Below are 25,833 nucleotides of genomic sequence, written 5' to 3'. Positions count from 1 at the left end.
CAGCTAGTGGTCCGGTCGATATGTCATTCGACGTACGACCGCGGGACTGTTGGTGGCGGTCAGCGCGAGCATGCGCCCGGTGAAACCCGAGGCCACTTCTGTGGACAGGTACCGGCCGTCGAGGCGGGCGAGCTCACGCGGACCGTCGGGCTCTACGAGCGACAGAACGATGGTGTCCGGGCCGGCGTCGCCCAGCGGTACGTTTGCCTCCGCGGGGTCCTGCGCTGCCAGGCGGAGGACGGTCGGCCCATCGGGCGCCGGTGCTGTGGCCAGAACGACGTCGATGTCGCCGATCGTGGCAGACGCTCGCACCGTGCCGTCGACCACAGTCAGCTGATAGTGGTGCCGATGATCAAGGCGAAGCTGGAAGCCACCGTTGCCCTCGATCGTCGCCTCGGCTGTCCAGCGGAGATCCCGCAGCCGGGTGCACAGCAATCCGGCTGAACCGCCTGATCCCGGACTCCGAGGTAGGATCCGGATCCCGCCGTCCGGCAACAGGTCGGTCGTCGTGACCGGCTCGCTGCCAGGAACGAGCCACCGCATGTGCAGGACTGGTTCGTCGAAGTGATCATCGAACTCGGTCAGCACCGGGGCCACCTGATAGCGGTCTTCGGCGAAGACCGGCCACCCGTCGTTCCAGTCGATGCCCGCCAGGAACGTCTCACGGCCCAGCACGTGGAAGCCGGGCGTCGATCCTCGTGGGCGGGCGCCTAGATAGACCGCGGCCCAGCCGCCGGTTGGCGTCCGTACCAAGTCGGCGTGCCCGATGTTCTGCGTCGGGTGGATTGTGCTGCGATGGGTGAGGACTGGGTTGTGCGGGCAGTCTTCGAACGGCCCCCACGGTTGGGGGGACTTGGCCACGGTGGCTGTGTGGCCGCGTTCGGTGCCGCCTTCGGCCAGCACGAGGTACCAGGTGTTCTCGACGTGATAGAGATGCGGGCTTTCCACCGCGCCGAGGCCACTCCCCTGCCACACGGGCCACGGGGTTTCGATGTGCCCGGTCTTCACGTCGAGCCGGCTCTGCAGGATGCCCACCTCGCCGTCGGTGAAGGACATGGCTTTCCAGGTCAGGTAGCAGTGCCCGAGCGCGTCCCAGGCGATGTCGGGATCGATGCCGATCGCATCCGGTACGCGTACTGGCTCGGACCAGGGACCGGCCGGGTCTTGGGCGTGCACGAGGATCTGACCGCGGTCGTAGTCGCTGGCGTTCGTGGTGACGTACCAGAAGCGGCCGTCGTGATGGCGCAGTGTTCCCGCGTACAGACCGGTGGACGGTCGGGCATCGCCTCGGGCGAATTGTGAGCGGCGGGTGAAGATGTGCCCGATCTGGGTCCAGTCGCGCAGGTTGGTGCTGTGCCAGATCGGTGCTCCGGGGAAGTATTCGAAGCTGGAGTGGGCCAGGTAATAGTCCTGCCCGACCCGGCAGATCGTCGGGTCGGGGTAGAAGCCAGGGATGATCGGCACGGTTGCTGCGTTCCCGGTGTCCGGCTGAGCAGTGTCAGACATCGGCCTGCTCCAGGTCGGAAACCAGCACCTCGGACAAGAAGGTGCGCTGCGCGCTGTTCAAGACCCGGGCCGGGCCGGTGATTTGGAAGGAGCCCTCGAGCTGGCGGTCGTGGGCATCGAGTCCGACGAAGGCATCGACCCGCGCCGGTTCGACGGCGAAGTCTCGTGCCAGGTTTGTGTAGCCGAGTTGGGAAGCGGCGACCTGGAAGCTCACGCGTCGGGCACCGCCGGACGGCAGGTGCAAGCGCGTGAAGCCGGCGAGTTGCTGGGCGGGTCGGGTTACCCCCTTGGTGTTGACGCGCAGATAGAGCTGCACCACAGGGGTGCCGACCGTGGTTCCGGTGTTGGTGACCGTTGCGCTGACGACGGCGATCCCCTGGGTGTCGACGTGCGAGTCGACCTGCAGGTCGGACAGGGCGAACGTGGTGTAGGTCATGCCGTGCCCGAAGGGGTACAGAGGTGTGGCCGGCATGTCGAGGTAGTGGTTCTCGACGCCGAGTGGCAGCGGACCGCGGTACCCGGATCCGGCCTTCTGGTGGTGGTACACGGGTATCTGGCCGCCGTGCCGCGGGATGCTGTAGGGCAGCTTCCCGCTCGGCTCGGTCCTGCCGAACAGGACTTCTGCAACACTGTCGGGGCCGTACGGCCCGCCGAAGGACGCGACAACGATCGCGGCAGAGTCCTGAACGACGGTCGGGAGCGTGTACGCGCGTCCCTGGAACAACACGACGATCATCGGCGTACCGGTGACCGCGATTGCCTCGGCGAAGCGTACCTGCGCTGCGGGCAGGGCGATGTCGGCACTGTCGGAGCCTTCGCCCTCCGTGCGCTCACCGTTGAACCACAGACTGGCTCCGCCCAGGGCGAGGACTACGACGTCGGCCGCACGGGCCGCCGCGACAGCGCGCTCGAGTTCACCAGGCTCGAGGTCCCGGATCAGCCCGCAGCCCGGGGTGACGCTCACAGACCCGGCATCGTCGCTCAGCGCCTGTGCCAGCGACCGAGCGTTGTACCGCGCACGCACGAACTCGTCTGTGGCGACTGGTGGCAGGGCGGTGCTGTTCCACACGGCCATGTCCGGGTCGACCCCGACCGCGTTGCCGAATCCTCCGGCGGACATGATCGTCGTCATCTCGCGGAACGCGGGATAGGTGTAGGTGGGGAACTGCAGATCGACCGCGTCGGCGTGCGGTCCGACGACCGCCAGGTGCCGGCCTGGGGACAGCGGCAGGACGCTGTCGTTCTTCAGCAGTACGACGCTGCGACGCGCCAGCTCGCGGGACAGCTTCCGGCCCTCGGCCGCGATCTCGCGCACCTCGATCGTCTCCGCCGGGTACGGGTCTTCGAACAGGCCCAGTTCGAACTTGGCGCGCAGTACCCGCCGGACGGCCGTCTCGAGGTACGCCGGGTCGACGGCGCCACGCTCGATCTCGCCCGCCAGCACCTGCCCGTATCCCCACGCAACGGGGTTCTCGGTGTCGATACCCGCCGTCAGAGCCTGACGTCCCGCCTCCGCAGCATCTGCTGCTACCGCCTGCCGCTCCACCAGGTGGTTGAGTGACATGTAGTCCGAGGTGACGAAGCCGTCGAAACCGAGTGTGCCGCGCAGGAGATCGGTCAGCAGCGCTCGCGAGGCTGTTGCCGGCACACCGTCCACGTCCGAGTACGAGTTCATCACCGAGCGCAGGCCGGCCACCTGGATGGCCGCCTCGAAGGGATAGGCGAACAGGTCACGCAACATGCGCGGACCGATCTCGGCCGCGGAGAGGTTCACCCCGCCCTGCGGCAAGCTGTACCCAGCGAAGTGTTTGCCGGTGGCAATGACCCCGTCACGCAGGTCCTCGCCTTGCAGCCCGCGGGTGTAGGCCACGCTCATGGCCGCGGCGAGATATGGATCCTCGCCGTAGGTCTCGTGGACACGGCCCCAGCGCGGATCCAGGGCGACATCCATGTTCGGCGACAGTGCCTGCCTGATCCCCAACCGGCGCATCTGCCGGCGGATCAGGTCGGCCATCTCGAGCACCAGATCCGGGCTCCAGGCCGCCGCCAGGCCGATCGCTGTCGGGAACACCGTGTGGCCGCCGGCGAGGAACCCGTTGAGCGCCTCGGCATGCAGCAGCAGCGGAATGCCGAGACGGGTCCGGGTCACGGCCAACTGCTGGATGCGCCCGACCACACGGGCTGTCTGGGCCGGATCGTCGAGGGCGAAGTTGCAGATGTGACCGGGCGCCTTGGCCAGGACGTCGTCCAGACCGTCCGGATCACTGCTGTCCGGCATCGCCAGCGCCCACGGCGCGACAGCTGTCAGCTGGTAGCACTTCTCCAGCGTCGTCATCTGCCGCGCGAGCAGGTCCGCGCGGGTCGCGGCCGGCAGACTCACGTCGAGGTGGTCCTGATTGGTCATGGTCGTAGCTCATTCTGAGTCTGCCGGTCCACGCGGCCGGACTTGCGATCGGTGTGCGAAGAAACCTTGCAGTCAGGGCGCGCAGCCGCTACCTGTCGCCGAGACGACTACCCGGGCTCGGCCCAGGTTCTGTGCCAGGGTGTATTTCTCGGTGGTGTCTCCGTCGCGTTGCGCGGTCACTCGTACGGCCGGGAAGTAGGTTCCCGCCTTGGCGAACGAGTGGGACGCGTGCAGGGCGAGAGCAGATCGGGGCGTGCCGGTTCGAGCGACGGCGTAGCTGCCGTCACCATCGAAGTCCCACTCGACGCGCACGATCTTCCCGGCGCCCGGAGGAACCTGCACGGTCGCGGTGAAGTCGACCGTGCGCCCGACGCGTACCTGCGCCCGGTCGCCACCGCAGACCCTCAGGTCGGCCACTGGCTGGATACCGAGACGGTTGGTTGCTGTCTTCGGAACGATGATCTGGGAGTCCGAGACGGTGTAGTTCGTCGTCCCGGGCGGCGCGACGCCCTTCTCGGCCCAGGCCGCCACGTCGACGAGCGCCTGGTAGTAGATACCGTCGTACTGGATGATTTTCGCCTGGTCGGCGGGCGCAACCGGGCCGTTGAGGTGCTCGGCGTTGTCGTTGTACCAGAGCCGGAAGCTGTCCTGGTAGTTCTTGCCCAGCGCCGCCCGAACCTGGGATCGGTACCAGTCGGCATTCCATGGCAGAGCGCCGGTGTCGAGGAGGTTCTGCACCAGGATCGTCTTGGTGTTGATCCGCCCGGTGTGCGTGCCGCCGCCCGCCGTCCCCGCTGCGATGAGCGGACCGATCTCGAGCGCACGCTGCGGATACCGCGGCGTGCCGTCCGCCGTGCGGAACTGGTCCCAGGGGTAGTAGCCCGCTCGCTGCGGAACCTGGTAGCGGTGATAGGCGTGCAGCGCGAGGAACCAGCTGTTGTCGAAGGCAACTTTATCGCCCGCCTGGACCTTGCTCAGGACGTCAGCGGACGCGTCGGCGGCAGGCGCGAGGACTCCCGTCGCGGCATCGAGCGAGCCCGTCAGGGGCCCGAGCGCCGACCCGTCCGCGGCCGTCACCGAGAAGTCCATGCCCAACGTACGTGCACCTGCGGGTACGCCGCTCAGCGTCAGTGAACTGACCTTGCCGGACGCGTCACGAGCGACGCCTTCGACGGTTGCGGTGCCGGTGGCGCGGGCAGCCCGGAATCGGCGCCCCAGGTCGGAGGCTTCGGCGCCCAGGTAGCCGGGCTTGTTCCAGAAGTCGTCGACGTACGTCGGATCGAAGGCCTTGATGATGCTGCTGAGCGCACGCAGAGTGCTTGTCGCGATGACGTAGTTGTAGCGCTCCCAGCTACGCAACGGCATGCCCAGCGAGGTCACCTCGTGCAGGACCGCGCGTTGTGTGGAGTCGAGTACGGTGTACGGGTCTCCGCTGCCACCTGGAGCGACGGCATCGGCCACCTTCGCGAGCTTGTCCCCCAGGACGAATCCGCCGAGCGCGGCCGCCGACCAGCTGTTGGGGATGGTTGTGGGGATGGCCGCAACGAACGGGACCGCGCCCTGCCACACACCGCTGGTGTTCTCGATAGCGCCGACGGTGACGTACGAGCCACCGCTGCCGCCGTAGACGTACCCGAAGATGTTCTTGGCGCTGACGCCGTAGTAGGCGGCGGCGACCTGGCGGGAGAACTTGGCCGTGGCTGCCTCGTGCCGGTATCCCGGTGCGCCGGTGGCCTGCACGGTGTAGCCGCCGTGAGCAGCTCCGAAGGCGACGTCGACCGGCAGAGCGTTCTCCGACTGTGTCGGGTAGACGTACTGGTAGAACCGCCCCTGCCATTGCGCGGCTGGCGGTAGGTAGATGGTGAAACGGATCGACGTTCCCTTGAAGTGGCCTTGCACCTTGTGCAAGGCGATCGGGTCGGTGACGTCGCTTTCATGGTCGATGACCGGCTGGTCGTAGTCCGGGTCGACGCACGAGGCGTCCACCCACACCGGGCCACCAGGCTGGTCGGCAACACAGGGCTGAGCTGCCGGCGCGGCAACGCTCGCCTGCACCGGCAGTACGCCGATGCCCAGCAGGAGGACTGCGGCGACCACGCCTAGTCGTCGTGCACGGTCCACGATGTGTCTCCGTCCTTGAGCGGGATGAGCCGACGCGGTACTCGCTGTCAGCGGCGGCAACAGTATGAATAGAACGTTCTCTAGTCAACAGTCTGTTAACAGATCCGGAATATTCGCTGCTCCAGCGCCGGATCTGGCCATCAATGTTTCCGGCGCCAGAGCATTGACATGACATAAAAGAGAACGTTCTACTGATTCCGCGCCGCCCACCACTTCTGAACCCGAACAACTCTGGAGCGTCCCCGTGAGCAAGTACCGTCGCGTCGCGGCAGCGGCCGTCGCCGCCGCCCTGCTGGCCGTCTCAGCCTGCAGTTCGAGCTCCGGCTCGGAAGGCGGCAAGGCCGACAGCATCACCATCTGGCACAACGCCGCCGACCCGCAGGCGATCACCAACCTGTACCAGAACTTCACCAAGGCGACCGGCATCAAGGTCAACCTCGTACCGTTCGCCGCCGATGGCTTCGAAACCGCGGTGCAGACCAAATGGGCGACCGGCGATCGTCCGGACATCCTCGAGTACCACCCGACCACCAGCGCGGCCGCGCAGCTCAACGCCAAGCAGAACATGCAGGATCTGTCGAAGCTGAGCTTCGTCGGCAAGTCCGGAGACCTGTACAAGATGGCCGGCTCGTACAACGGCACCGTCTACGCCGCGATCACCGGTCTGCCGAGCATCTTCGGCGTGTTCTACAACAAGGCGGCGTTCAAGAAGGCCGGCGTCGCCGTACCGCAGAACTTCGACCAACTGCTCACTGCCTGCGGATCGCTCAAGGCGGCCGGTGTGACGCCGTGGTACGAGTCGGGTCAGAGCCTGTGGCCGACCCAGATCCTGCCCGCCAACTTCATCGCTGACCAAAACGTTGGCGCCGCCTACAGCGACAAGCTGCGCACGAACAAGCAGGCGATCACGGATCCAAGCGGTCCGCTGATGCAGGCGCTCAAGGCCTACGAGAAGGTGCGCGACGCCTGCTTCCAGAAGAACTACGCGACCGGCACCTTCGAGAAGGGCATCGCACAGGTGTACGGCGGTCAGGCCGCGATGATCGGCCTACACTCGGACACCTACAACCTCTGGCAGGACGCCGCCGGCGGTGACGAGACCAAGCTGGCCGCCGCGGTCGGATTCACCGGTATCTCGGCCACCTCGCCGAAGACCTGGTTCGGCCCCGGGCCGCTGGGCTCGTACTACGCGCCCAAGACGGGCGACAACGGCCGCGAGGCCGCTGCGATCAAGTTCATCGACTACGCCACCGGCGCCGGGTACCAGCAACTGCTCGACGACAACAAGGCGTTCCCGGTCATCGACGGCTTCAAGACGCCGACGGGCATCAGCCCGCTGAAGCAGCAGTTCAAGGATGCCTACGACCACGGCTCCACGATCGGCTTCGCCACTGACGTGATCGGCTTCGGCGACGTGTTCCCGACCCAGATGGGCAAGTTGCTCAACAAGCAGGCCACACCGGAGGACGTGGCGAAGACCGTCGAGGCGAACGTCAAACGCGCCTCCAAGGCCGCCGGAGTCGACGGATGGTGATTTCGGCCGTCGAGGCCGGCCAGGAGCCCCGGACCCGCCGCACGCGGCGGGTCCGGGCCCTTGGCCGTTCCCGCATTCGGTGGCGGTGGTTCATCCTGCCGTCCCTCGTGCTGCTGCTGACCTTCTTCGTGCTCCCCTTCGTACTCAACATTCCCTTCGCGTTCTCGGCCTGGTCGTCCTACAGCGACGGCATACCGTTCGTAGGGTTCGACAACTTCACCGCGCTGTGGGAGGACGGCACACTGCGAGGCGCGATGCTGGTCACGCTCGCGTACGCCGTCATCGCGATGCTGGTGCAGAACACTGCTGCACTCTCACTCGCCCTAGCTCTACAGCACACGAACCGCATCAACACGTTGTTCCGCTCGGTGTTCTTCGTCCCGGTACTGATGTCACCGCTGGCCGCCGGCTATATCTGGCGCGCGATCGTGGCACCGGACGGGCCGCTGAACCAGTTCGTCGGTCTGTTCTCGTCCGGCTTCGACTTCGCCTGGCTCGGCCACCCCGTGTCGGCGCTCGTCGGAGTCGCCTTCATCGACGCATGGAAGTGGAGCGGCTTGGCCACCCTGGTCTACATCGCCGGATTGAACAGCGTGCCGACCTCCCTGCTGGAAGCCGCGGAAGTGGACGGCGCCGGCCGCGCCCGCCGGTTCTTCAGGATCCAGTTCCCGCTCCTGGCACCTGCGTTCACCTTCAACATCGCTACCACTCTGATCGGCGCGCTCAGCGCCTACGACATCATCGCCGCAACCACCAGCGGCGGACCGGGAACCGCCACCACCACGCTCAACGTGGCACTGCAACAGCAGTTCAAGGCCGGCTTCCTCGGGTCGGCCAGCAGCCTCGGCCTGGCCGTGACGGTGCTGGTCATCGGCATCGCCGTACCGCTGGTGGCCTGGCTCCGCAAACGAGAGGTCGCCTGATGACCACGATCAAAGTGGTTCCCGCCCGCCGCAAATCATTGCGCCCAGGCACGATCGTCAAGTACGTACTGCTCACACTCTTCGCCGTCCCCTGGGTCGGCGTCCCGCTCTGGCTGATGCTGATCAATTCGGTCAAGCGTGAGGGCGAAGCGGCGCTGCTGTCGGTCGCGCTGCCGAAACAGTGGGCGTTCTCGCACAACTACTCGGCGGTGATCCACGAAGGCCACTACTTCACCGGCCTGCGCAACTCTCTGCTGGTCGCGGTGCCGACGGTGCTCGTTGTGGTCCTGCTGGGCTCCTTGGCCGCCTGGGGGTACGCACGGAGCCCCAAGAGACGCAGCCAACTGTTCTTCTACATCAGCGCCCTGTCGATTCTGCTCCCACCCGCTGTCATCCCGACCATCTATCTGCTGACTACGTTCCACCTGGACGGAAGTCTCTGGGGATACTCGCTGATGGTGGTGGGCACGCGGCTGGGATCGGTAATCTTCCTGACCACCGGCTTCATCCGTGGCATGCCGCTGGAACTCGAGGAGGCGGCCGAGGTCGACGGTGCGTCGCGAATCCGCACGTACTTCTCGGTGATGCTCCCCCTGCTACGGCCGATCCTGTTCGTCAGTGGCGTGCTGCTGCTCATCAACATCTGGAACGACTTCTTCTTCGCCCTGCTGCTGCTCCGTGGCTCCGAGAACGCCACCCTGCCACTGACGCTGTACTCGTTCGCATCCTCGTCATTCGTCGGAATCAGGTGGAATCTCGTCTTCGCCCACGTCGTCATGACCAGCCTGCCGCTTGTCCTGGTCTACCTGGTCGCGCAGCGACGGGTCCTGGCGGGCCTCACCGAGGGAGGACTGAAGGGTTGACGCTCACCCAACCTTCCCCATCGCCCTCCGCGTCTCCGCATTCCCTGATGCCCGCAGCCGGGAACGCCCGCTTCATCGTCCCCGACGCGCCGTGCCAGGCAGTTCCCGTGTTACGTCGCCACTTCCGCCTGACGGTCCCGCCTCTGCAGGCAAGGATCTTCGTCACCTACCTCGGAATCGGACGGCTGTGGCTCAACGCCCAACCGGTCGGCGAGGACGTCCTCGCGCCAGGCTGGCAGAGTTATAAGCATCGGCTGGTGTACGACGCGTACGACGTCACCGAACTCTTGCGGTCCGGAGACAACGTGCTGGAAGCCCAGGTAGCAGACGGTTGGTACGCCGGTAGGCTGGGCTTCTTCGGCCAGCGCGCGGTGTACGGCGCCGATCGTGCCGTCTGGGCTCAGCTCGAGATCCTGTACGAGGACGGCTCTCTGAGCACAATTGCGACAGACGCCGACCGGCGATGGCGTCCCGGCCCGACCCTGCATGCCGATCTGTACGACGGGGAAACTCACGACGCGCGCCTGGAACACGTCACCGCCGACGACAGGCCTTGGCGTCCGGTTGCGTTCCAGGACTTCGACGTGACGCGGCTCGAACAACGTGTCGGTCCCGCCGTACGCCGCACCGAGATACTCCCGCCGCACGGCATCTTCACCACGGCGTCCGGCAAGGTGATCGTCGACTTCGGCCGCAACATCGTCGGATGGGCCCGCATCCAGGTCAGCGGGCCGGCCGGGACCGAAGTGACGCTGCGCTTCGCCGAAGTTCTCGACGACGGCGAACTCGGTGTTCGTCCGCTGCGCAGCGCTGCGGCCACGGACCGCTACGTCCTCGGTGGCACCGAAACCGAGACCTGGGAGCCGTCGTTCACCTATCACGGGTTCCGCTACCTGCAGGTGGACGGATGGCCCGGCGGAATGCCGCGGCCGGATCAGGTGCAGGCCGTGGTGGTGCACTCAGACATGGGCAGGACCGGATGGTTCCGTACGTCGCACCCTGAGTTGGCCCAGCTGCACGCGAACGTCGTGAACAGCATGCGCGGCAACTTCGTCTCCATCCCCACTGACTGCCCACAACGCGACGAGCGGCTCGGCTGGACCGGCGACATCGCCGTCTTCGCGCCGACGGCAACCTTCCTGTACGACTGCACCGACCTGCTGCGCAGCTGGCTCATCGACGTCGCACACGAGCAGCGGCCGGACGGTTCGCTGCCGATCTTCGTTCCGCAGGTCCCTTTTCCACCGTCGGCCGCCGACGATCCACAGTTCACGGCCCGCCACGTAGCGGTGTGGGGAGACGCCGCAACGCTCGTACCGTTCGCACTGTACGACGCCACCGGTGACCGAGCGATCCTGGCGGAGCACTACGAACTGATGCGCCTCTGGGTCGACGGCGTCGAAAACGAGGTCGGCCCGTCCCGGATCTGGGACCGGGGCTTCCAGTTCGGAGACTGGCTCGATCCAGTCGCGCCATCGGACGACCCGGCCGGCGGCGCGACCGAACCGGCCCTGGTGGCCACCGCCTATTTCGCGAACTCGGCCCGGCTGCTCTCGCGGGCCGCCGCCGTCCTCGGCCGGCCCGACGACGAACGTCGTTACGCGAAACTGGCGGCAGAGGTTGCCGACGCTTTCCGGCAAAGGTTCCTGAGCGACGACGGGCACTGCACCAGCCATTCCCAGACCGCGTACGCGATCGTGCTGTGCCTGGACCTGGCTAACGACGACCGACGGCGGGCCGGGGTGTCGGAGCGACTCGTGCAGATGGTCCGCGAGGCAGGTCACCGGATCGGAACCGGCTTCGTGGGCACCCCGTTGATCTTGCAGGCACTCACCAGCGCGGCAGCGATCGACGACGCCTACGAACTGCTTCTTCAACACGATTGCCCATCCTGGCTGTACGCGGTGTCGATGGGCGCCACCACCATCTGGGAGCGCTGGGACAGCATGCTGCCCGACGGCTCGATCAACCCCGGCGAGATGACGTCGTTCAACCACTACGCGCTCGGAGCCGTCGCCGACTGGCTGCACTCGACGGTGGCCGGCCTCGCCCGCGACGCTCCTGGTTATCGCCGGATCCGCATCGCTCCCCGGCCGCGCGGGCCGCTCCGCGACGCTGGTGCGACCCACCTGACGCCGTACGGCCCCGCCTCGGTGGACTGGCGGATCGAGGGCGAAACGCTCGTCGTCGAGATCGTGATTCCCGTGGGCACCACTGCAGTCGTCGACATCGAGGGCAGCGCCCCGATGGAATGCGGCGCCGGTACCCACGCTTTGCGGTTTCCCTACCCGGCATCCGAGCTACCCGGTGCAACACGTCGTCAGGAGATTCACGGGAGGGCCTGAGCAATGCTTCTAAGATGCAGGAAACATCCAGCCGGATCGATACGCTCACGCGAGAGGAAGGTGCGTCGTGGCTGCTGAGACCTCGCATGATGCTGGCCGGCCGGCCAAGCGTGCCACCATCGTCGACGTCGCCCAGCACGCCGGCGTGTCCACCGCCTCCGCATCGAAGGTGCTCCGTGGCGTGCAGGGCGTCAGCCCCGGGATGCGTGCGCGGGTCGAAGCATCGATGCAGGCCCTCTCCTACCGGCCACACCGCCTGGCCCGCGGCATGCGAGGCAGCACCTTCACCGTCGGAGTCATGCTCTCCGACATCGACAACCCGTTCTTCGGCGTCCTGGTCAGAGGCCTGAGCGAAGTGTTCGCGACACAGAAGTACGAGCTGCTGATCGCTCCGGCCACCAGCGGGGAGACCTCGCAGGAGGCCGTGATCGATTCACTGATCGACCACCAGATGGACGGATTGGTGCTCATCGCCCCGCGCAGCCACGAGGAGCACCTCGAGGAGATCGGCAGACAGATCCCCACCGTCGTCATCGGTCCCCACGGACCGTCACAGCACTACGACACCGTCTCCGACGACGACCAACTCGGCGCTGAACTCGTAGTCGACTACCTGGTCGCCCTCGGACACCGGCACATAGCCTTCCTGGCGAACCGGCATCCCTCCAACCTGGTCAACCTGCCAGAAGTGGCTCGCGGACGCGGTTACGAAGAGGCAATGACCCGCCGCAGCCTCACCCAGGAAGTGACCTTCATCGAAGGCGACTGGAGCCACGAAGGAGGACGCGCAGTCGGCCGGCACCTCCTGGAGTCCTATCCGAGGCCGACAGCGATCTTCGCCGGCGCGGACGTCGCCGCGCTCGGCGTCCTTGCCACCTGCTGGGAGGACGGCGTCCGCATTCCCGACGAACTGTCGGTCGTCGGTTACGACAACTCCCCGACCGGTGCCCTGACACCGATCTCCCTGACGAGTGTCGATCAAGCCGGCCACGAGATGGGAGCGACCGCGGGACAGCTCCTGCTGGAGCGCATCCACGGCCGCTCAGAAGCGCGCAACGAAGTACTCACCCCACGCCTCGTCGTACGACGTACCACCGGCCCAATCTGAACCGCGCCTCGGACCACAGCTACGGCTGGTCCGAGGCAGCCTTCGATGGCGCCCCCGATGTGCCCGTGAGCCCGAGCTGCGCTTCGGCTTCGAGCCGTACGGCGTGGACGGCGTCCGGCTGACGGTGGTGTTTCTGAGCACAGACAAGTCTGGAGATCGGCCTTGTGGTCGCCTCCTCCTGCCGATATCTCAGGCCGACTTCATTCCCGAGCGCGCTGGAGATCGGAATCGTCATGATCCGGCTGGGCCGATCCAGTGTGAGGTATCAACTCGCAGCCTTTCCCCGCGGGGGCGATCGGCCGCATGTCGTCGGCCGCTTCGTCCACGTGTACGCCGATCGTCATCCCGCCGACCAAGCGCTGTACCACCCGCGGTGGCGGCAGCAGTGTCAGAACTACCCGTGACCATCCCGATCGCCGATCACAGGCCGGGGAGAAATGCCCGAGCTGGCCAGGCCAAGATGTAGGTGCGTCATCTGACTTGCGCGACTCGGGAGGAGCCAACGATGGTCGAGCCAGGACGGCTACCAGCGTCACCGACGTCGCCGTGGAGGTCGGGGTCTCGCCGGCGGCATCTACCACCGCTTCAGATTATGGGCACCCTGTTCGGCCGCCCCGCAGTCGCTGGCGGAGGTATCGAAGGCGCCCCTGTCTCGCGGCACGTTCGACGGTTCGATAGCCTCGAGCGAGCGGCGGCGAGGGTCCACGACCTGCTCGCTCCGACCGCCGATAGATCGGTACGGTCCAACGCGACGAAGGAAGCCAGGTCGTATCCAGTGGTCGGACGGCCATCACGAACGGCTGACTGCACCTGCCTTGACATGGCCGCGCGGCTTGTGAGCCCCGGCAGGCGCGATGCCCAACGAGTCCGTCAGCCAGTCCAGGATCGCGATCTGTCGCTCCGGCGGCCACAGGTCCGGGTGCTCGAGCACTGAGAGCACCAGACCGTTCGTGGTAATCCGGAGCAGCTCGACGGTGCGCTCCACCTCGTCTGGCGGGACCAAGCCGGTCACGTGGTTGCGAATCAACTCTCGGATCTTCGTCTCCGTCGCTTGGAGGATCGCCCGGTTCTCCTCACCGAGCAGTTGGCCGGCCAGTAGGTGAATTCGGTTGCGCTCCTCCTTGAGGCCCTGCTCGGTGAGCGGCACCAGCCAACGCAAGAGAGCCTGCAGTCGGACTGCCGGGGTCTGTTCCTGGGCGTCGAGCTTCTTGACGTCGTCGTCCCAGCCGGCCAGCACCTGCGTCGTAACTTCGTCCAGGAGCTCCCGTTGCGTCGGGAAGTAGTGGGTGATCAGGGTGGTTGAACCGCCCATCTCGTTGGCGACCGCCCGGAATGAGAGTCCTCGCGTTCCCGCTTCGCTCAGCACATTGAGCGTCGCCTCGACGATCTCTCGCCGACGGCGGACATGATCGACCTGGCGCGGCACATTTCCTCCTCGAGCCCTTGTGAGGCAGACGTTCTCCGGCAGCGGTGCACAGTGCGATGGGAGACTACTACCATTCCGCAACGCCCGTTGTATGACACCCTGTGAGAGTACCCGCCATCGCGAGGAGGGCGTCTATGTAGCTAGATCGGGGGCGGCCTCCAGCAGCTGTTGTGTGTACGCGTGCTGAGGTGACGACACGATGTCGGCGGTGGCGGCGTCCTCGACGACCCGGCCCTGGTTCATCACCAGCACGCGGTCGGTGACGGTGTTGACGAGAGCCAGATTGTGCGTGATGAAGAGCAAGGCCAAGCCGTCGCCTCGCAGCTCCTCCAGCAAGGACATCACGGCCGCCTGGACTGACACGTCCAGGGCGGAGGTCACCTCATCGCAGACAATCATGTCCGGCTGTGCGGCGAGGGCGCGAGCGATGGCCACCCGCTGCTTCTCACCGCCCGAGAGCTCGCCCGGATACCGGTTGATGTAGGTGTGGGGCAGGCGAACCTTCTCCAGAAGCTCTTTGATGTGCCCTTGTAGCGCGCCTTTGTCGGCCGTGCCGAACAGCGCCAGGGGGCGTGCCAGGATCTGGCCAACCGTATGCCGCGGGTTCAAGGACCGATCCGGGTTCTGGAACACGATCTGGATCGTTCGGCGCTGCTCGCGTGAGCGTTTGGCGGCATGCGCACCCAACGGTTCCCCTCTCAGTAGAAGCGCACCAGCGTCGGGAATGTGCAGGCCGGCGATGCAGCGACCGAGTGTGCTCTTGCCGCTGCCGCTCTCCCCCACCAGCGCAAGGCACTCGCCTGGCGCGAGTTCCAGAGAGACGTCATGCAGAACCACCACGCGATGATTGCGCGAGCCGTAGGACGCCACGAGGTCGCGAACGCCCAGTAGCGGCTCGCGGTCACCGGCTACGGTCGGCTCATTGAGTACGAGCTCCAGCGCCGGAAGCGGTATGTCAGGGCGAATGCACCGCACCAGATGTCCAGGACTCAGCTCGGCGTAGTCGGGCTCGTCCGTCCGGCAAGCGTCAACGGCCAGGCTGCAGCGCGGGCTGAACGCGCATCCAGGCGGACGGTGCCCCGGCGCCGGCGCTGATCCCGTGATCCCGCTCAGCGGCTCTCTGGTCCGGAGTCTGGGGATCGAGCGCATGAGCATGCGGGTGTAGGGGTGACGCGGGTTGGTGAAGGCCACCTTTGCGTCCGCGTATTCGACAGCGCCCCCGGCGTACATCACCAACAAGGAATCCACGAGTGACTGGACGACGGCGAGGTCGTGGCTGACGTAGACGAACGCGGTGGAGTGCGCCCGGCTGAGGCTGCGGAGCAGCTCGAGGATCCGCGCTTGAGTGGTCACGTCCAGGCCAGTGGTTGGCTCGTCCAAGACCACCACGGCGGGTCGAGCGATGAGCGCCATCCCGATCGCCACCCGCTGCTGTTGTCCTCCGGAGAGTTCGAACGGATACCGCCGCAGGAACTCCTTGTCACTGGGAAGACCGACCTCGGTGAAGGTCTCGCAAATGCGTTCGCGCGTGGCGTCGCCGATCCTGTGATGGACGCGTAGCACCTCGGCGACCTGCGCCCCGATCCGTTGCCGGGGATTGAGGCTGGCAGCGGGGTCTTGGGGAACGTAGGAGATCCGCTCGCCACGGACTCTGCGGAGACCCTCGGGACTAAGACTCAGTAGGTCGACACCTTCCAACTCGACTGTCCCGGCGACGACGCGACTTCCCGACCGTGCCTTTCCGAGTAGCGCATGAGCTGTCGTGGTCTTTCCACAGCCCGACTCTCCGACGAGTCCGAGGACCTCGCCGGCAAACATTTCGAACGAGAGGTCCTGGACGATGTCGGCCCCGGCATCGGTCGCGATGCGCAGGCCGCGCACGCGCAGCACCGGCGATTTTTCATGGCTAGACATAGTCGTCACCCACCGACCGGCCGAGGCTTCTGGCATAGGCGTCGCCTACCAGGTTCACCGAGATGGTCAGCGCGGCGATCAGGGCCGCCGACGCGACGACTGCCCACGGGTTCTGGAAGAAGCCAAGTCGGTTCTCGTTGATCATCGTTCCCCAGTCGGCGGCAGGTGGTTGGCGGCCGAAACCGAGGAATGCGAGGCCCGCGTAGATCCCGACGGAGTAGGAGATGCGGATACCGAAGTCGGCCATGAGCGGCGTCCAAAGGTTGGGAAGGAGCTCGCGCAACACGATGAAGCGCGACGATTCGCCACGGGCGACCGCGGCCTCGACGAACTCGTTGGTGACGACCTCGCGGGCAGCGGCCCTCGCGATTCGCACCACTCCGGGCATCAGGACAACCGCGATTCCCACGGTGACAACAGTGAAGTTGGGCCCGGAGCCCGCGAGCAATACGAAAATGAAGATGAGCGGAGGCACCGACAGAAGAATGTCGATGACGGCGATGACCGCGAAATCGATACGACCGCCCGCGTAGCCGGCGAACACACCAATCGAGACACCCACGAGGTAGGCGCTGAACGCCGCCAACAGAGAGGACAGCAGCAGCGTCGTTCCGCCGGACAGCACCCGGCTGAGTACATCTCGGCCAAGTTGATCGGTTCCCAGCCAGGCATCGCCACTCGGCGGCTCGTACGGGAGACCGACGACCGCTGTCGGGTCGTGGGGACGGATCAGGAAGCCGAACAATGCCGCCAGCACGACAAAGAAGAAGAGGACGACTCCCGCGGTCCCGGTGCGGGACCGGAGAATGCGGCGCACGAACTGCACGACAGCCGGCTCCGGCCGTCCGTTCACGGCCCCCAGCCCGATTGCGGAAAAACTGACCATGCCTAAGCCCTCCTTCGCAATCGCGGATTGAGGATAATTGCGCCTATGTCTGCGGCCAGAATGAGCAAGACATACAACGCGGTGCCTAACATGACCATCGCCTCGACGGTAGTTAGATCACGAATGCGCACCGCGTCGACGAAAGCTGATCCGAGGCCGGGATAGCCGAACAGAATCTCGACGGTGATCACACCGCCGACGAGGTATGCCAGTGTGAACGCGAAGATCTGAAGGGTCGGACCCATCGCGTTGGGCAAGGCGTGCTTGAACAGGATCCTGCGTCGAGGCACACCCTTCAGTTCGGCCATCTGGACGAACTCGGACCGAAGAACGTCGATCATGGTGGCCCGAATCATGCGGGTCGCCTGCGCCGCAGACGTCAAGACCAGCGTGATCACCGGGAGAGCCAGGTTGTTGAGCTGTGCGAAAACGGACTGATAGGGATCGATCAGTGAGGTTGCCGGGAAGACTCGTACGGCAACGGCCAGCAGCGCAATCAGGAAGGCTCCGATGACGAACTCGGGCATTGAGATGAAGGTCAGCGTGGACAGGCTGATGATCTGATCGGTGGGCTTCGTAGCCCGTGTCGCCGACCAGATGCCGAGCAGCAGGGCCAACGGGATCAGAATGGCGGCGGTCCCCACAGCCAGCGCGAGCGTGTACCCGAATCGAATCCCCAAGACAGTGGTGACCGGCTCACCTGAGACCAGCGAGGCCCCGAAATCGCCGTGGAGCAATCCGGTGAACCAGTCGCCGTATTGCTGCAACAGGGGACGGTCCAGGCCGTGCTCAGCCCGGAACTGGGCCAGCAACTCCGGTGTGGCCTGCCGACCGAGAACCGCCCGCGCGGCGTCACCGGGCATGGCCGCCATCCCGAAGAACACCAACACAGAAACGACAAGCAGAATGCCGACAGCACTGAGGACACGGACCAGAATTGTTCGCAGCATTGTCAGTCCTCGATCCAGGTGTACCGGAAGTCGCTCAGCGCACCTGAAGAGGGCGTGGACTTGAGGCCGGCGACCTTGGAGCGGGCTATGTCGGAGTGGTTGGTGAACACCGGGATGATGTAGCCGCCCTCGTCGTGGAGGATCCGTTGCGCATCGACCATGAGGCTCTTGCGCTTCGCCTCATCACCGCTCGCCAGCACCCGGTTGTACAGCGACGACCATTCGGCGTTGTCCCAGTGAGTTTCGGGATACGGTCCCCCGGGGGTGAAATTCTTGTTGAACATCTGAGCAATAGTGTTACCCCCCTGTTGCGTGCTAAAAAACGGAACCTTGAGGTAACTGGTGGAGTAGTAGGTGTCATATGGAACCTGTTTCACCTTGAGGTTGACCCCGGCCCGGCCCGCAGACTCTGCCAGGAGGTTCGCGCTGGCGACCACGCCGGGCACACCATTGGTGGTGTGCAGTTCGAAGGTGGCTGATTCCATTCCGGCTGCCTTGAGGAGTGACTTGGCTTGATCGGGGTCGTAAGAGATCTGGGGCAGGTCCTTGGCGTAGTACGGGTCAAACCACGAAAACAAGTCGTTGGCGACTTTACCCTGACCGTTGACCCCGTTACTCAACTGCTGCTCGCGATCGACCAGCAGACGCAGCGCCTTGCGCACCCGCGGATCGCTGTACGGCGCGGTCTGCGTGTCCATCGCATGCGCATTACAGTTGCTCGACAGGCTGTCGTAGAGAGTGAACTCAGGGTTGTTCTTGAAAGCCGCGACCTGCGCAAAGTCGACGTCGGACACAGCGTCCACCTGACCGGAACGGACAGCGTTCACCAGCGCGTCGGGACCACTGACTGACACGATCTCCAAGCCATCCAGATAGGGTCCCTCACCCCAATAGTTCCGGTTGGCACTGAACACCGCCCGCTGCCCGGCCGCGAAGCGATCTAGCTTGAACGGCCCAGTTCCAATGAACTTCCCGCTAGCACCCGGGTGGGTACCGTCCTGGAAGATACACAGCTGAATCTGTGAGAGCGTCTGATCGAGCAGGAAGTTGGGCGCACTCAACTCGACCACAACCGTGGTCTTGTCCAGCGCCCTCGCCGACTTCACCCGCCCGCCGAGCAGGATGCCACGACCGTAGGCACCGTTCGCGACATCCAGGTTCCAGTTGTACGTCCACGCCACATCAGCCGCAGTCAGCGGTGACCCGTCATGGAAGGTCACCCCTTCGCGGATCCGCAGCTTCCACTCGGTCGCCTTGGGTTCTGCCTCCTTGACGAGCCATGGGATCGTCCGGCCCTCAGCGTCCTGGATATAGGCCGTGTCATAGATTTGCTCGACGCGCGTGTAGTCAATGTTGTTGAAGAGCTTGCCGGGATCGAGGGACTCGCTCGCCCCGCCCCCGGTCGACCCGAGCTTCAGAACGCCACCCTTTTTCGGCGTTCCTCTCGACTGTCCAGGAGCAGACGCCGGCGATCCGCTGCAGGCGCCGAGAACCGACATCGAGCCCACAGCGAGTGCCGCCATTCCGACGAAGCCTCGTCGAGTCATCACGGCCGACTCACATGACAACAACCCTGACGGATCCTGTGACGAACTCACCACGGCAAACCTCACATCGTGATCGGGAATGATTCGACAGACAATCCCCCGGGTTCGTCTCGACGACCGCCTCTGACCTATGCCCCGGATCTGAACCTGTTGTTGTATAACGCCCGTTGGGGGAACGTTAATGGGCGGGTACAAGGCTGTCAATGGTTCTGTGCTAGGAGCGCGGCACCCCGCCCGTATGGGCGCGTGGCCGTGTGAAGCGCGCCAACCGCAGTGGCGCCGGCCGACGCCCATGCTGGGGTCTCAACGGGGTGTGCCCGGCGCCAAGAGACTCGAGGCTGGGCCTTGGCGCGATGCAGGTTCACTCGAAGAATCACGCGGTGGCAGCACCTTCGTCCGGCAGACAAGCCGAGCGCCGATCACGCTGGCCGGCATTGAACTGCCACTCTGCGAGCAAGCTAGCGCTCTCCCCGCAGATCGGCAGTTCTATCTCGAGTAGCGAGGTCCTGCCTCGAAGGTTCCGCCAAGCGCGCAGCCGAGTCCGGCCACTCAATCTCGCGTTTGAGAATCTTGCCAGTCGGCCCCTTCGGCAGCTCGTCAACGAACCAGACGATCCGCGGATACTTGTAGGCGGCGATCCGCTCCTTCACGTAGCTGCTCACCTCCTTCGCCTCCAGCCGCTCCCCCTCATGCAGGACGACGGCGGCACCGATCTCCTCGCCCCACTGCTCATCGGGGATGCCGATAACGGCGGCCTCGCGGATCTGGGGATGCTCGTAGAGCACCTCCTCGACCTCGCGTGGATAGACGTTGTAACCGCCGCGGATGATCAACTCCTTCTTGCGGTCGACGATGTAGAAGTAGCCGTCCTGGTCAGTCCTTCCGAGGTCGCCGGTGTGGAACCAGCCACCGCGGATCGCCCGCGCGGTCGCCTCCGGTCGCCTCCAGTAGCCCTTCATCACGTTGTGACCGCGAACCACGATCTCGCCGACCTCGCCCGCCGGCAGCGGTTGGTCGCCGTCATCGACGACTCGTACCTCGACCCCGTCGATCGGCGTCCCAACCGAGCCTGCGCGCCGTTCGCGACCGGCGTGGTTGGTGGTCACGACCGGCGAGGTCTCCGAGAGACCGTAGCCCTCCAGGACTTCGCAGGAAAAGGCCCGCTCAAAGCCATGCAGCACCTCGACAGGCATCGAGGCACCGCCGGTGACGCAGATCCGCAGCGTCGAGGTGTCATAGCGCTCCCGACCGGGGTAGTGCAACAGCGCACCAAACATCGTCGGGACGCCATAGAAGTGCGTCATCCGATTGGCCTCGATCGCCGCTAGTGTCGCCTCGGGGTCGAACTTTGGAAGCAGGACCAAGGTCGCGCCGGCGGCCAGCGAGGCGTTCATGCCGACCGTCTGGCCGAAGATGTGGAACAAGGGCAGAGCTCCGAGGATCACGTCACCCTCGCGGACGTCGGTCGCGGTCATGGCAACCACCTCTGAGTTGCGCAGCACGCTCCGATGGGTGAGCTCGGCGCCCTTCGGCTTGCCGGTGGTGCCTGAGGTGTAGAGAATCACCGCCGTGTCATCGTCACCAACCTCCGCGACGTCCGCCATCGGCGGCACACCTGCAAGCGAATCCGCAAGGTCGGCCGGTTCCACCGGGATCAGCTCGGCCCGAGCGTCTTCGGCGCCTGCCCGTGCCTCAGCCTCGAAGCCATGCCAGGCAAGCAGAACCTCGGCGCCAGAATCTCTGAGGTAGAAACCAATCTCGCGCCGCTTGAGGAGCACGTTCATCGGCACGACTATGCCGCCCGCCCGCAGGATCGCATAGTAGGCGAGCGGGAACTCGACCACGTTCGGCAGCATCACGCCAACCCGGTCACCGGGCCGCATGCCTCGCTCACGGAGAAGAGCCGCGAAGCGTGCCGTCTGCTCGTCGAGGTCTGCGTAGCTCAGTACTCTCGTTCCGAGGCGCACGGCCTCCCGCTCGGGGAACCGCTTGGCTCCGTCGCGCGCGATCGACCCGAGATTCATCGTTGCTCCCGTCCCTCCAGAGACGCGGACGGCGACGTCCGCTCGCCATCAGGCGATCAGCGTCCGTCCGGACAGGGGCCATACTCAAGCGCCCCGCGGTGCTCATCGTTGATGATCGGCCCGACCTACTGCTTGGCCGCGTCACGAGGTGAGGTCATGGGCTACTCACCTGTAGTACACGTCGGCAGCGGGAGCCACATTGTTGTGAAGCGCTCATTATATAACAGGCGTATGACGCGGTCAACCGTCGCGCCGTCGCCGTGCTGAGCGGGCATGGCACGGGACCTCGTGCCCCGAGCGGATCAGTGCACTGCGGGACCGGCACGCGGCTCGATGCGCGGCAAGATCGCAGTGGTGCTGTAAGAATCTGACGCCCGAGCGGGGCGATGGACTGGCGGACCTGGACCGCAATGCCACGGCCGAACTGAAACGGCCTACGTGGCGGCGAGGTCGCCTTGTTGTGAATGGAGTGCGATATCATCAAGGGCCAGGTGGTCCTGTGGGTGAAGGAGGCGATGAAGTGAGCATGGCACGCTTCATCGCCGACCAGAGGACCTTCTTCCTCGTGCCGTACACGTCGTGCTGCGCGATCCTCGGGGCGAGCGTCTCGTGGTTGCACAAGTGGCGGGCCGGTGACGCCGTCGCGATGGCACGGTGGACGCGACGATGCGCGAGCCGTTCGATGTGTTCGGGCGCATCTCCTGCTCGCCGCGTATCCACCGTGACATTGGTCGAGGCGGGCTGGTCGCTGAGTGTGAACACCGTCGCCGACGCGTCGCCAGAGCCTGCAGAGCCGCCAGCCGCATTGCCACCGCCAACCGACTTCGAGAAAGGCGCCGCTGTCCAACCGGCCAGCGGCACAACGTAACCCTCTACAATTCGGGAGGGAGTTCGAGCTTAGAAAGGCCGCCAGATGCCAAAGCAAGTCGATGCTGCACTCCGTCGGGAGGAAATTCTCGCTGCCGCCTACAGGGTCCTGCAGGACGAAGGGCTGGCCGGCATTTCGTTCCGATCCGTGGCGACCAGGATGGGGGGATCGGCGACACTGGTCACCCACTACTACGCATCTCGACAGGCTCTGGTCGACGACCTCGTCGTGTTTTCGCTCAATCGGTGGAGAGAGGATCTCGAGGCGCTGGAGACGGGTGTCAACGATCCCCAGAAGCGATTGCGCATCTTGCTCGAATGGTTGGTGCCGGTCAGTCCGGAGGGCCTGCGGGAGGAGCGGGTTCGGCTCAACCTCCTCGCCAACCACTACCACGACAGTGATACGCAGGCCATGCTCAGGCAGTGGGATCGGCATACCCGCAGCGTCGTGCGCAAGCACCTTCAGCCCTTGATCGCCAAGGAGAACCTCGAGGACGCCGTCGAGATTCTCACGTTGACGCTCGATGGAATCTCGCTGTCGGTGGTGGAGAGCCCCTCAGCGTGGCCACGGCGCCGTCAGCTGAAAGCTCTCGAGATACAGCTGTCCCTGCTCGGGCTGGGCGGTAAGTGACTCCATCGAGCTCGCGCAGTCCTGTTCTAAACCACCAGAGTCCGTATGCGGGTTGGAGCCGCGGTTCGTGGTAGGGCTCGACCATACAGCTGCATGGATGGCGCCTGGTGTCCCATGGAGGTCGGGGCGCTCCTCCTGCTAACCCCGTAGAAACCCCGTTCGCCGACGCGGCGCCGTGGCAGTAGCGCCGGCACGCACAATCAGGAATCCGCGGCGTTGATCAGCAGGACTGTCCCTGTCGTGACGGCAGGGCCACCGTCGGCCGGCGCTATCTCGACGCGCGCGAACGCGTGCCGCTTGCCGATCCGCTCGGCTGTTCCGCGGATCGCGTAGCGCTGCGCCGCCGCGACGCGCAGCAGCTCGACCTGAAACGAAACCGGCCACCACTCCGTCCCGTGAAAGCCCTTGCGGTGCGCCTCGAGCTCCACCGCCCGATAGCCGAATATCTCGACGCACGTTCCGAGCGCGCCGCCTTGAACGAACGAATCCTCGCTGCTGCCCTGTGCCACCGCAGTGGGGTCGAGATATCCGAGGATGTCGCCATCGGGCTCCTTGAGCGGCGTGATGCCGAGGGCAGTGAGCAGGAGATCGCTGTCCGGCTCCGCAATTTGTGTCATGTTCATCGCCTCTCGGGAGTGCTATCGATTCTCGACTGCGCCTTGCCGGTCGACAGGGGGTACACCGTTCGGCATACTCGGCCGGCAGCCTCGCGGGTCGCCTGGTGGTACCGTCCGGATCGCTTGCAATATATAACAACCATAACATAAAATTTGGTGTACGACGGCGCTCGCTTGTTCGGCGCATGACGACGGCTCTCAGGTGGAGACTTGAACGAGCAAGTGACAGCCTCGGGCAGGACGTCGGCACTTTCAAGCCCGTCGTCATGAGTGCGTCAGGGCCCGCGGTCCTGGACGTGCGGGCCTCGCTAGGACCACTGCCCAAGCAGCGACTTTCAGTGCGGGCAACGAACACAATCGGAGATAACGCATGAGCAGTAGCCCTAGTCCCGAGATTCAGATCGTCAGCGCCGGAAACGTGACACCCGTCATCCTCGGCGATACCGGTGCGATGAGGAGCAAACGCCTTATCCGGCGCGACATGGGGTCGGAGCGAGTGTCCCTCAACTTCACCGTAACCGAGGAGACGACCGAGGAGTACGAGTCCGACTACCCCGAACATGACGAGCTGATCTTCATCGTCAGTGGCGTCGGCGAGATTGAGTGGGAGGGCTCGGAGGCGACGAGGGTGTCGGCAGGAATGGCGATCTTCGTCCCACAAGGATGCGGCTACCGTTATCGCGTCGTCGAAGGCCCTCAGGAGGCGGTCATCGTGTTCGGGCCGGCTTACTCGTAAGTCAGAGTTCCAGCCGCTCGAGTCGTTGGCGCAAACTGTACCCGCGGGTTTGCGGCCGGACAGCGACCACCAGGCGCCCGCTCAGCCGTCGGTGCCGGTCGCTGAGAATGACCGCACCAACGGCTGAACTACAGCTCAGCGCTCGCGCGCCGGCTCATCTCACAGACAAGACGCGTGCCGCGCGCAGTCCGGACTCGATGGCGCCGTCGATGTGCCCGAAGTATCCGGTTGCTATGTCGGCACCTGCAAAGGCAAGTCGACCTAGCGGTTTCTGCAGGTCGGCGAGGTATCGCAACTGTCCGGGTCGGTGGAACGTATTGCCGCCGCGGGAGTACTCATCGGCCGCCCACGCATGGCCACGGACGTCGAGCACCTCGTCGATCTCGGGGACGTGGCGGCGGATCGTCTCGGCGACTTGCTGCTTGTCACTGATGTCCAGCGAAGGGTTTTGATTGGTGCCGACAATGATCTGTGTGTCTCCGTCGTACTTCTCCGTGAGAAAGTAGTTGAGCGGCTCGGGTGCCGGCAACTCCGCGAAGACTCGCCCGATGTCGCCGCGAACGTGAATGAACACCTTGTCGTAGTGGGGCTTCCCCATGCCCTCTTTTCCCGCGTTGCGATGGCTCGGCGGCAGAGCCGGGCTGAACTCGATTGTCGGCCAGACGTTGACCGGGGCAGCCATCACTCCGAGCCGGGCGGCGATCGTCTCGCCAGAACGCGTCGTCACCCGCACTCCGTCGTCGGAAACCTCGACGGCGCGCGCCGGAGACGACAGTCGCACGTCTACCCGTCCGTCGGACAGCATCGCCTGGAGGATGGCGGGCGTGCCGCCGACCGGACGGTATCCCCCGAACGTCCTGTCCATGTCCCCCCAGCCGCCCAGCGCCATCCACCGCAGGACCGGCATCAGCCCGGACTCGTTGAGAGGTGAGCCGGCCATTGAATACAGCAGGCCGCTGACCCACACCCGGTCGGCCTCCGAGATCCCCAGCTCGTCCAGGCGGTCCTCCATCGAGAGCTGATCGATCTCGAGTGCTGCGGCGTCGTACAGCGGATCATAGGGCCGCGGCAGCGCCGAACGGTCGGCGGCCGTCGCATACCGGTTGAAGACGCCAGCCACCTTCGCAAAGGCCTCGTCGGGGGGATAACGACGAGGTGGACTCCCCAACAGGCCGGCATCGAAGGTCAAGACGTCTTCCTCGATCGCCAGGCCGTAACGCGTCATCTCGGCCCAGACGTGAGGCTGGCTCCAATGGATCCACGTGCCGCCCAACTCGACACTGCGCCCAGCGAAGTCCACCAACCACGTTCGTCCCCCGAGGCGGTCTCGCGCCTCCAGCAGAATGGTACTGAGGCCCCTACTCGCCAGCTCTCTCGCCGCCGTCACCCCGGCAAAGCCACCACCAACCACGACTGCGTCGCAATCCACCA

General features: G+C 65.3%; 20 protein-coding genes. 9 read left to right on the top strand and 11 right to left on the bottom strand.

The window, feature by feature from the left end; all coding sequences use genetic code 11:
* Positions 1-3 precede the first annotated feature (3 nt).
* From E0H92_RS28040 to E0H92_RS28030, 3 genes are all read right to left on the bottom strand, one after another.
* Complete coding sequence (locus E0H92_RS28040; RefSeq protein WP_131498306.1) at positions 4-1,506, bottom strand: glycoside hydrolase family 43 protein; 1,503 nt, start codon at positions 1,504-1,506, stop codon at positions 4-6.
* Positions 1,499-3,910 (bottom strand): beta-glucosidase family protein, encoded by a 2,412-nt coding sequence (locus tag E0H92_RS28035; protein ID WP_131498305.1) that lies wholly within the window; start codon positions 3,908-3,910, stop codon positions 1,499-1,501. Before E0H92_RS28035 ends, E0H92_RS28040 begins: the two co-directional genes overlap by 8 nt.
* A 72-nt stretch (positions 3,911-3,982) precedes the next feature.
* Positions 3,983-6,031, bottom strand: coding sequence for a PKD domain-containing protein (locus E0H92_RS28030; protein ID WP_202873854.1), 2,049 nt, complete (start codon positions 6,029-6,031; stop codon positions 3,983-3,985).
* A gap of 244 nt (positions 6,032-6,275) precedes the next feature.
* Here E0H92_RS28030 and E0H92_RS28025 point away from each other — a divergent pair, with 244 nt between their 5' ends.
* The 6 genes from E0H92_RS28025 (at position 6,276) to E0H92_RS45820 (ending at position 13,208) form a co-directional block, all read left to right on the top strand.
* Positions 6,276-7,565 (top strand): ABC transporter substrate-binding protein, encoded by a 1,290-nt coding sequence (locus E0H92_RS28025; RefSeq protein WP_131498304.1) that lies wholly within the window; start codon positions 6,276-6,278, stop codon positions 7,563-7,565.
* On the top strand, positions 7,559-8,488 hold the full coding sequence (locus E0H92_RS28020; RefSeq protein ID WP_131498303.1) for a carbohydrate ABC transporter permease: 930 nt from the start codon (positions 7,559-7,561) through the stop codon (positions 8,486-8,488). Before E0H92_RS28025 ends, E0H92_RS28020 begins: the two co-directional genes overlap by 7 nt.
* Entirely contained in the window at positions 8,488-9,351 is an 864-nt protein-coding gene (locus E0H92_RS28015; protein ID WP_131498302.1) for a carbohydrate ABC transporter permease, read from the top strand. Before E0H92_RS28020 ends, E0H92_RS28015 begins: the two co-directional genes overlap by 1 nt.
* 47 nt (positions 9,352-9,398) lie before the next feature.
* On the top strand, positions 9,399-11,696 hold the full coding sequence (locus tag E0H92_RS28010) for an alpha-L-rhamnosidase (RefSeq protein WP_131498301.1): 2,298 nt from the start codon (positions 9,399-9,401) through the stop codon (positions 11,694-11,696).
* 67 nt (positions 11,697-11,763) lie between these two features.
* Complete coding sequence (locus E0H92_RS28005) at positions 11,764-12,804, top strand: LacI family DNA-binding transcriptional regulator (RefSeq protein ID WP_131498300.1); 1,041 nt, start codon at positions 11,764-11,766, stop codon at positions 12,802-12,804.
* 164 nt (positions 12,805-12,968) lie between these two features.
* The gene (locus E0H92_RS45820; RefSeq protein WP_165550068.1) at positions 12,969-13,208 is read left to right on the top strand and encodes an acyl-CoA thioesterase family protein; all 240 of its coding nucleotides are present in this window, start codon (positions 12,969-12,971) and stop codon (positions 13,206-13,208) included.
* Positions 13,209-13,594: 386 nt separating this feature from the next.
* Here the strand turns inward: E0H92_RS45820 and E0H92_RS27995 are convergent, their stop codons facing one another.
* The 6 genes from E0H92_RS27995 to E0H92_RS27970 form a co-directional block, all read right to left on the bottom strand.
* On the bottom strand, positions 13,595-14,230 hold the full coding sequence (locus E0H92_RS27995; RefSeq protein WP_131498299.1) for a TetR/AcrR family transcriptional regulator: 636 nt from the start codon (positions 14,228-14,230) through the stop codon (positions 13,595-13,597).
* Positions 14,231-14,362: 132 nt separating this feature from the next.
* The gene (locus E0H92_RS27990; RefSeq protein WP_131498298.1) at positions 14,363-16,144 is read right to left on the bottom strand and encodes an ABC transporter ATP-binding protein; all 1,782 of its coding nucleotides are present in this window, start codon (positions 16,142-16,144) and stop codon (positions 14,363-14,365) included.
* Complete coding sequence (locus tag E0H92_RS27985) at positions 16,137-17,030, bottom strand: ABC transporter permease (RefSeq protein WP_131498297.1); 894 nt, start codon at positions 17,028-17,030, stop codon at positions 16,137-16,139. The genes E0H92_RS27990 and E0H92_RS27985 overlap by 8 nt, the downstream gene beginning before the upstream one ends.
* Positions 17,031-17,032: 2 nt before the next feature.
* The gene (locus E0H92_RS27980; protein ID WP_131498296.1) at positions 17,033-17,980 is read right to left on the bottom strand and encodes an ABC transporter permease; all 948 of its coding nucleotides are present in this window, start codon (positions 17,978-17,980) and stop codon (positions 17,033-17,035) included.
* A 2-nt stretch (positions 17,981-17,982) separates the two neighbouring features.
* Positions 17,983-19,503 carry an ABC transporter substrate-binding protein gene (locus E0H92_RS27975; RefSeq protein WP_165550067.1) on the bottom strand — a complete coding sequence of 507 codons (1,521 nt, stop codon included), beginning with the start codon at positions 19,501-19,503 and terminating at the stop codon, positions 17,983-17,985.
* A 482-nt stretch (positions 19,504-19,985) separates the two neighbouring features.
* Positions 19,986-21,551 (bottom strand): long-chain-fatty-acid--CoA ligase, encoded by a 1,566-nt coding sequence (locus E0H92_RS27970; RefSeq protein ID WP_131498294.1) that lies wholly within the window; start codon positions 21,549-21,551, stop codon positions 19,986-19,988.
* A gap of 526 nt (positions 21,552-22,077) precedes the next feature.
* Between E0H92_RS27970 and E0H92_RS27965 the strand changes: the two genes are divergently transcribed.
* Positions 22,078-22,419, top strand: a complete 342-nt coding sequence (locus E0H92_RS27965) for a hypothetical protein (protein WP_131498293.1) — start codon at positions 22,078-22,080, stop codon at positions 22,417-22,419.
* Between the two features lie 45 nt (positions 22,420-22,464).
* Positions 22,465-23,049 (top strand): TetR/AcrR family transcriptional regulator, encoded by a 585-nt coding sequence (locus E0H92_RS27960; protein ID WP_131498292.1) that lies wholly within the window; start codon positions 22,465-22,467, stop codon positions 23,047-23,049.
* Between the two features lie 200 nt (positions 23,050-23,249).
* On the opposite strand, the gene E0H92_RS27955 is transcribed toward E0H92_RS27960, so the two are convergent.
* Positions 23,250-23,666: a hotdog family protein gene (locus E0H92_RS27955; RefSeq protein ID WP_165550066.1), complete on the bottom strand. Its 417-nt coding sequence runs from the start codon at positions 23,664-23,666 to the stop codon at positions 23,250-23,252.
* Positions 23,667-24,036: 370 nt separating this feature from the next.
* Between E0H92_RS27955 and E0H92_RS27950 the strand changes: the two genes are divergently transcribed.
* Positions 24,037-24,402 (top strand): cupin domain-containing protein, encoded by a 366-nt coding sequence (locus E0H92_RS27950; protein WP_131498290.1) that lies wholly within the window; start codon positions 24,037-24,039, stop codon positions 24,400-24,402.
* A 154-nt stretch (positions 24,403-24,556) separates the two neighbouring features.
* Here the strand turns inward: E0H92_RS27950 and E0H92_RS27945 are convergent, their stop codons facing one another.
* Entirely contained in the window at positions 24,557-25,831 is a 1,275-nt protein-coding gene (locus E0H92_RS27945) for a flavin monoamine oxidase family protein (protein WP_165550063.1), read from the bottom strand.
* Positions 25,832-25,833: the final 2 nt, after the last annotated feature.

Origin of the sequence: Kribbella speibonae, from assembly GCF_004331375.1 — a bacterium.
Taxonomy (GTDB): Bacteria; Actinomycetota; Actinomycetes; order Propionibacteriales; family Kribbellaceae; genus Kribbella; species Kribbella sindirgiensis.
Note: the sequence above shows the minus strand (reverse complement) of the source record. Positions and strands in the feature narration are given on the sequence as shown.

Coding starts and splice junctions, on each gene's coding strand:
- E0H92_RS28040 (WP_131498306.1), bottom strand. CDS start 1,506: ATGTCTGACACTGCTCAGCCGGACACCGGGAACGCAGCAACCGTGCCG.
- E0H92_RS28035 (WP_131498305.1), bottom strand. CDS start 3,910: ATGACCAATCAGGACCACCTCGACGTGAGTCTGCCGGCCGCGACCCGC.
- E0H92_RS28020 (WP_131498303.1), top strand. CDS start 7,559: ATGGTGATTTCGGCCGTCGAGGCCGGCCAGGAGCCCCGGACCCGCCGC.
- E0H92_RS28015 (WP_131498302.1), top strand. CDS start 8,488: ATGACCACGATCAAAGTGGTTCCCGCCCGCCGCAAATCATTGCGCCCA.
- E0H92_RS28010 (WP_131498301.1), top strand. CDS start 9,399: ATGCCCGCAGCCGGGAACGCCCGCTTCATCGTCCCCGACGCGCCGTGC.
- E0H92_RS27990 (WP_131498298.1), bottom strand. CDS start 16,144: ATGTCTAGCCATGAAAAATCGCCGGTGCTGCGCGTGCGCGGCCTGCGC.
- E0H92_RS27985 (WP_131498297.1), bottom strand. CDS start 17,030: ATGGTCAGTTTTTCCGCAATCGGGCTGGGGGCCGTGAACGGACGGCCG.
- E0H92_RS27980 (WP_131498296.1), bottom strand. CDS start 17,980: ATGCTGCGAACAATTCTGGTCCGTGTCCTCAGTGCTGTCGGCATTCTG.
- E0H92_RS27975 (WP_165550067.1), bottom strand. CDS start 19,503: ATGGCGGCACTCGCTGTGGGCTCGATGTCGGTTCTCGGCGCCTGCAGC.
- E0H92_RS27970 (WP_131498294.1), bottom strand. CDS start 21,551: ATGAATCTCGGGTCGATCGCGCGCGACGGAGCCAAGCGGTTCCCCGAG.
- E0H92_RS27965 (WP_131498293.1), top strand. CDS start 22,078: ATGGCACGCTTCATCGCCGACCAGAGGACCTTCTTCCTCGTGCCGTAC.
- E0H92_RS27960 (WP_131498292.1), top strand. CDS start 22,465: ATGCCAAAGCAAGTCGATGCTGCACTCCGTCGGGAGGAAATTCTCGCT.
- E0H92_RS27955 (WP_165550066.1), bottom strand. CDS start 23,666: ATGACACAAATTGCGGAGCCGGACAGCGATCTCCTGCTCACTGCCCTC.
- E0H92_RS27950 (WP_131498290.1), top strand. CDS start 24,037: ATGAGCAGTAGCCCTAGTCCCGAGATTCAGATCGTCAGCGCCGGAAAC.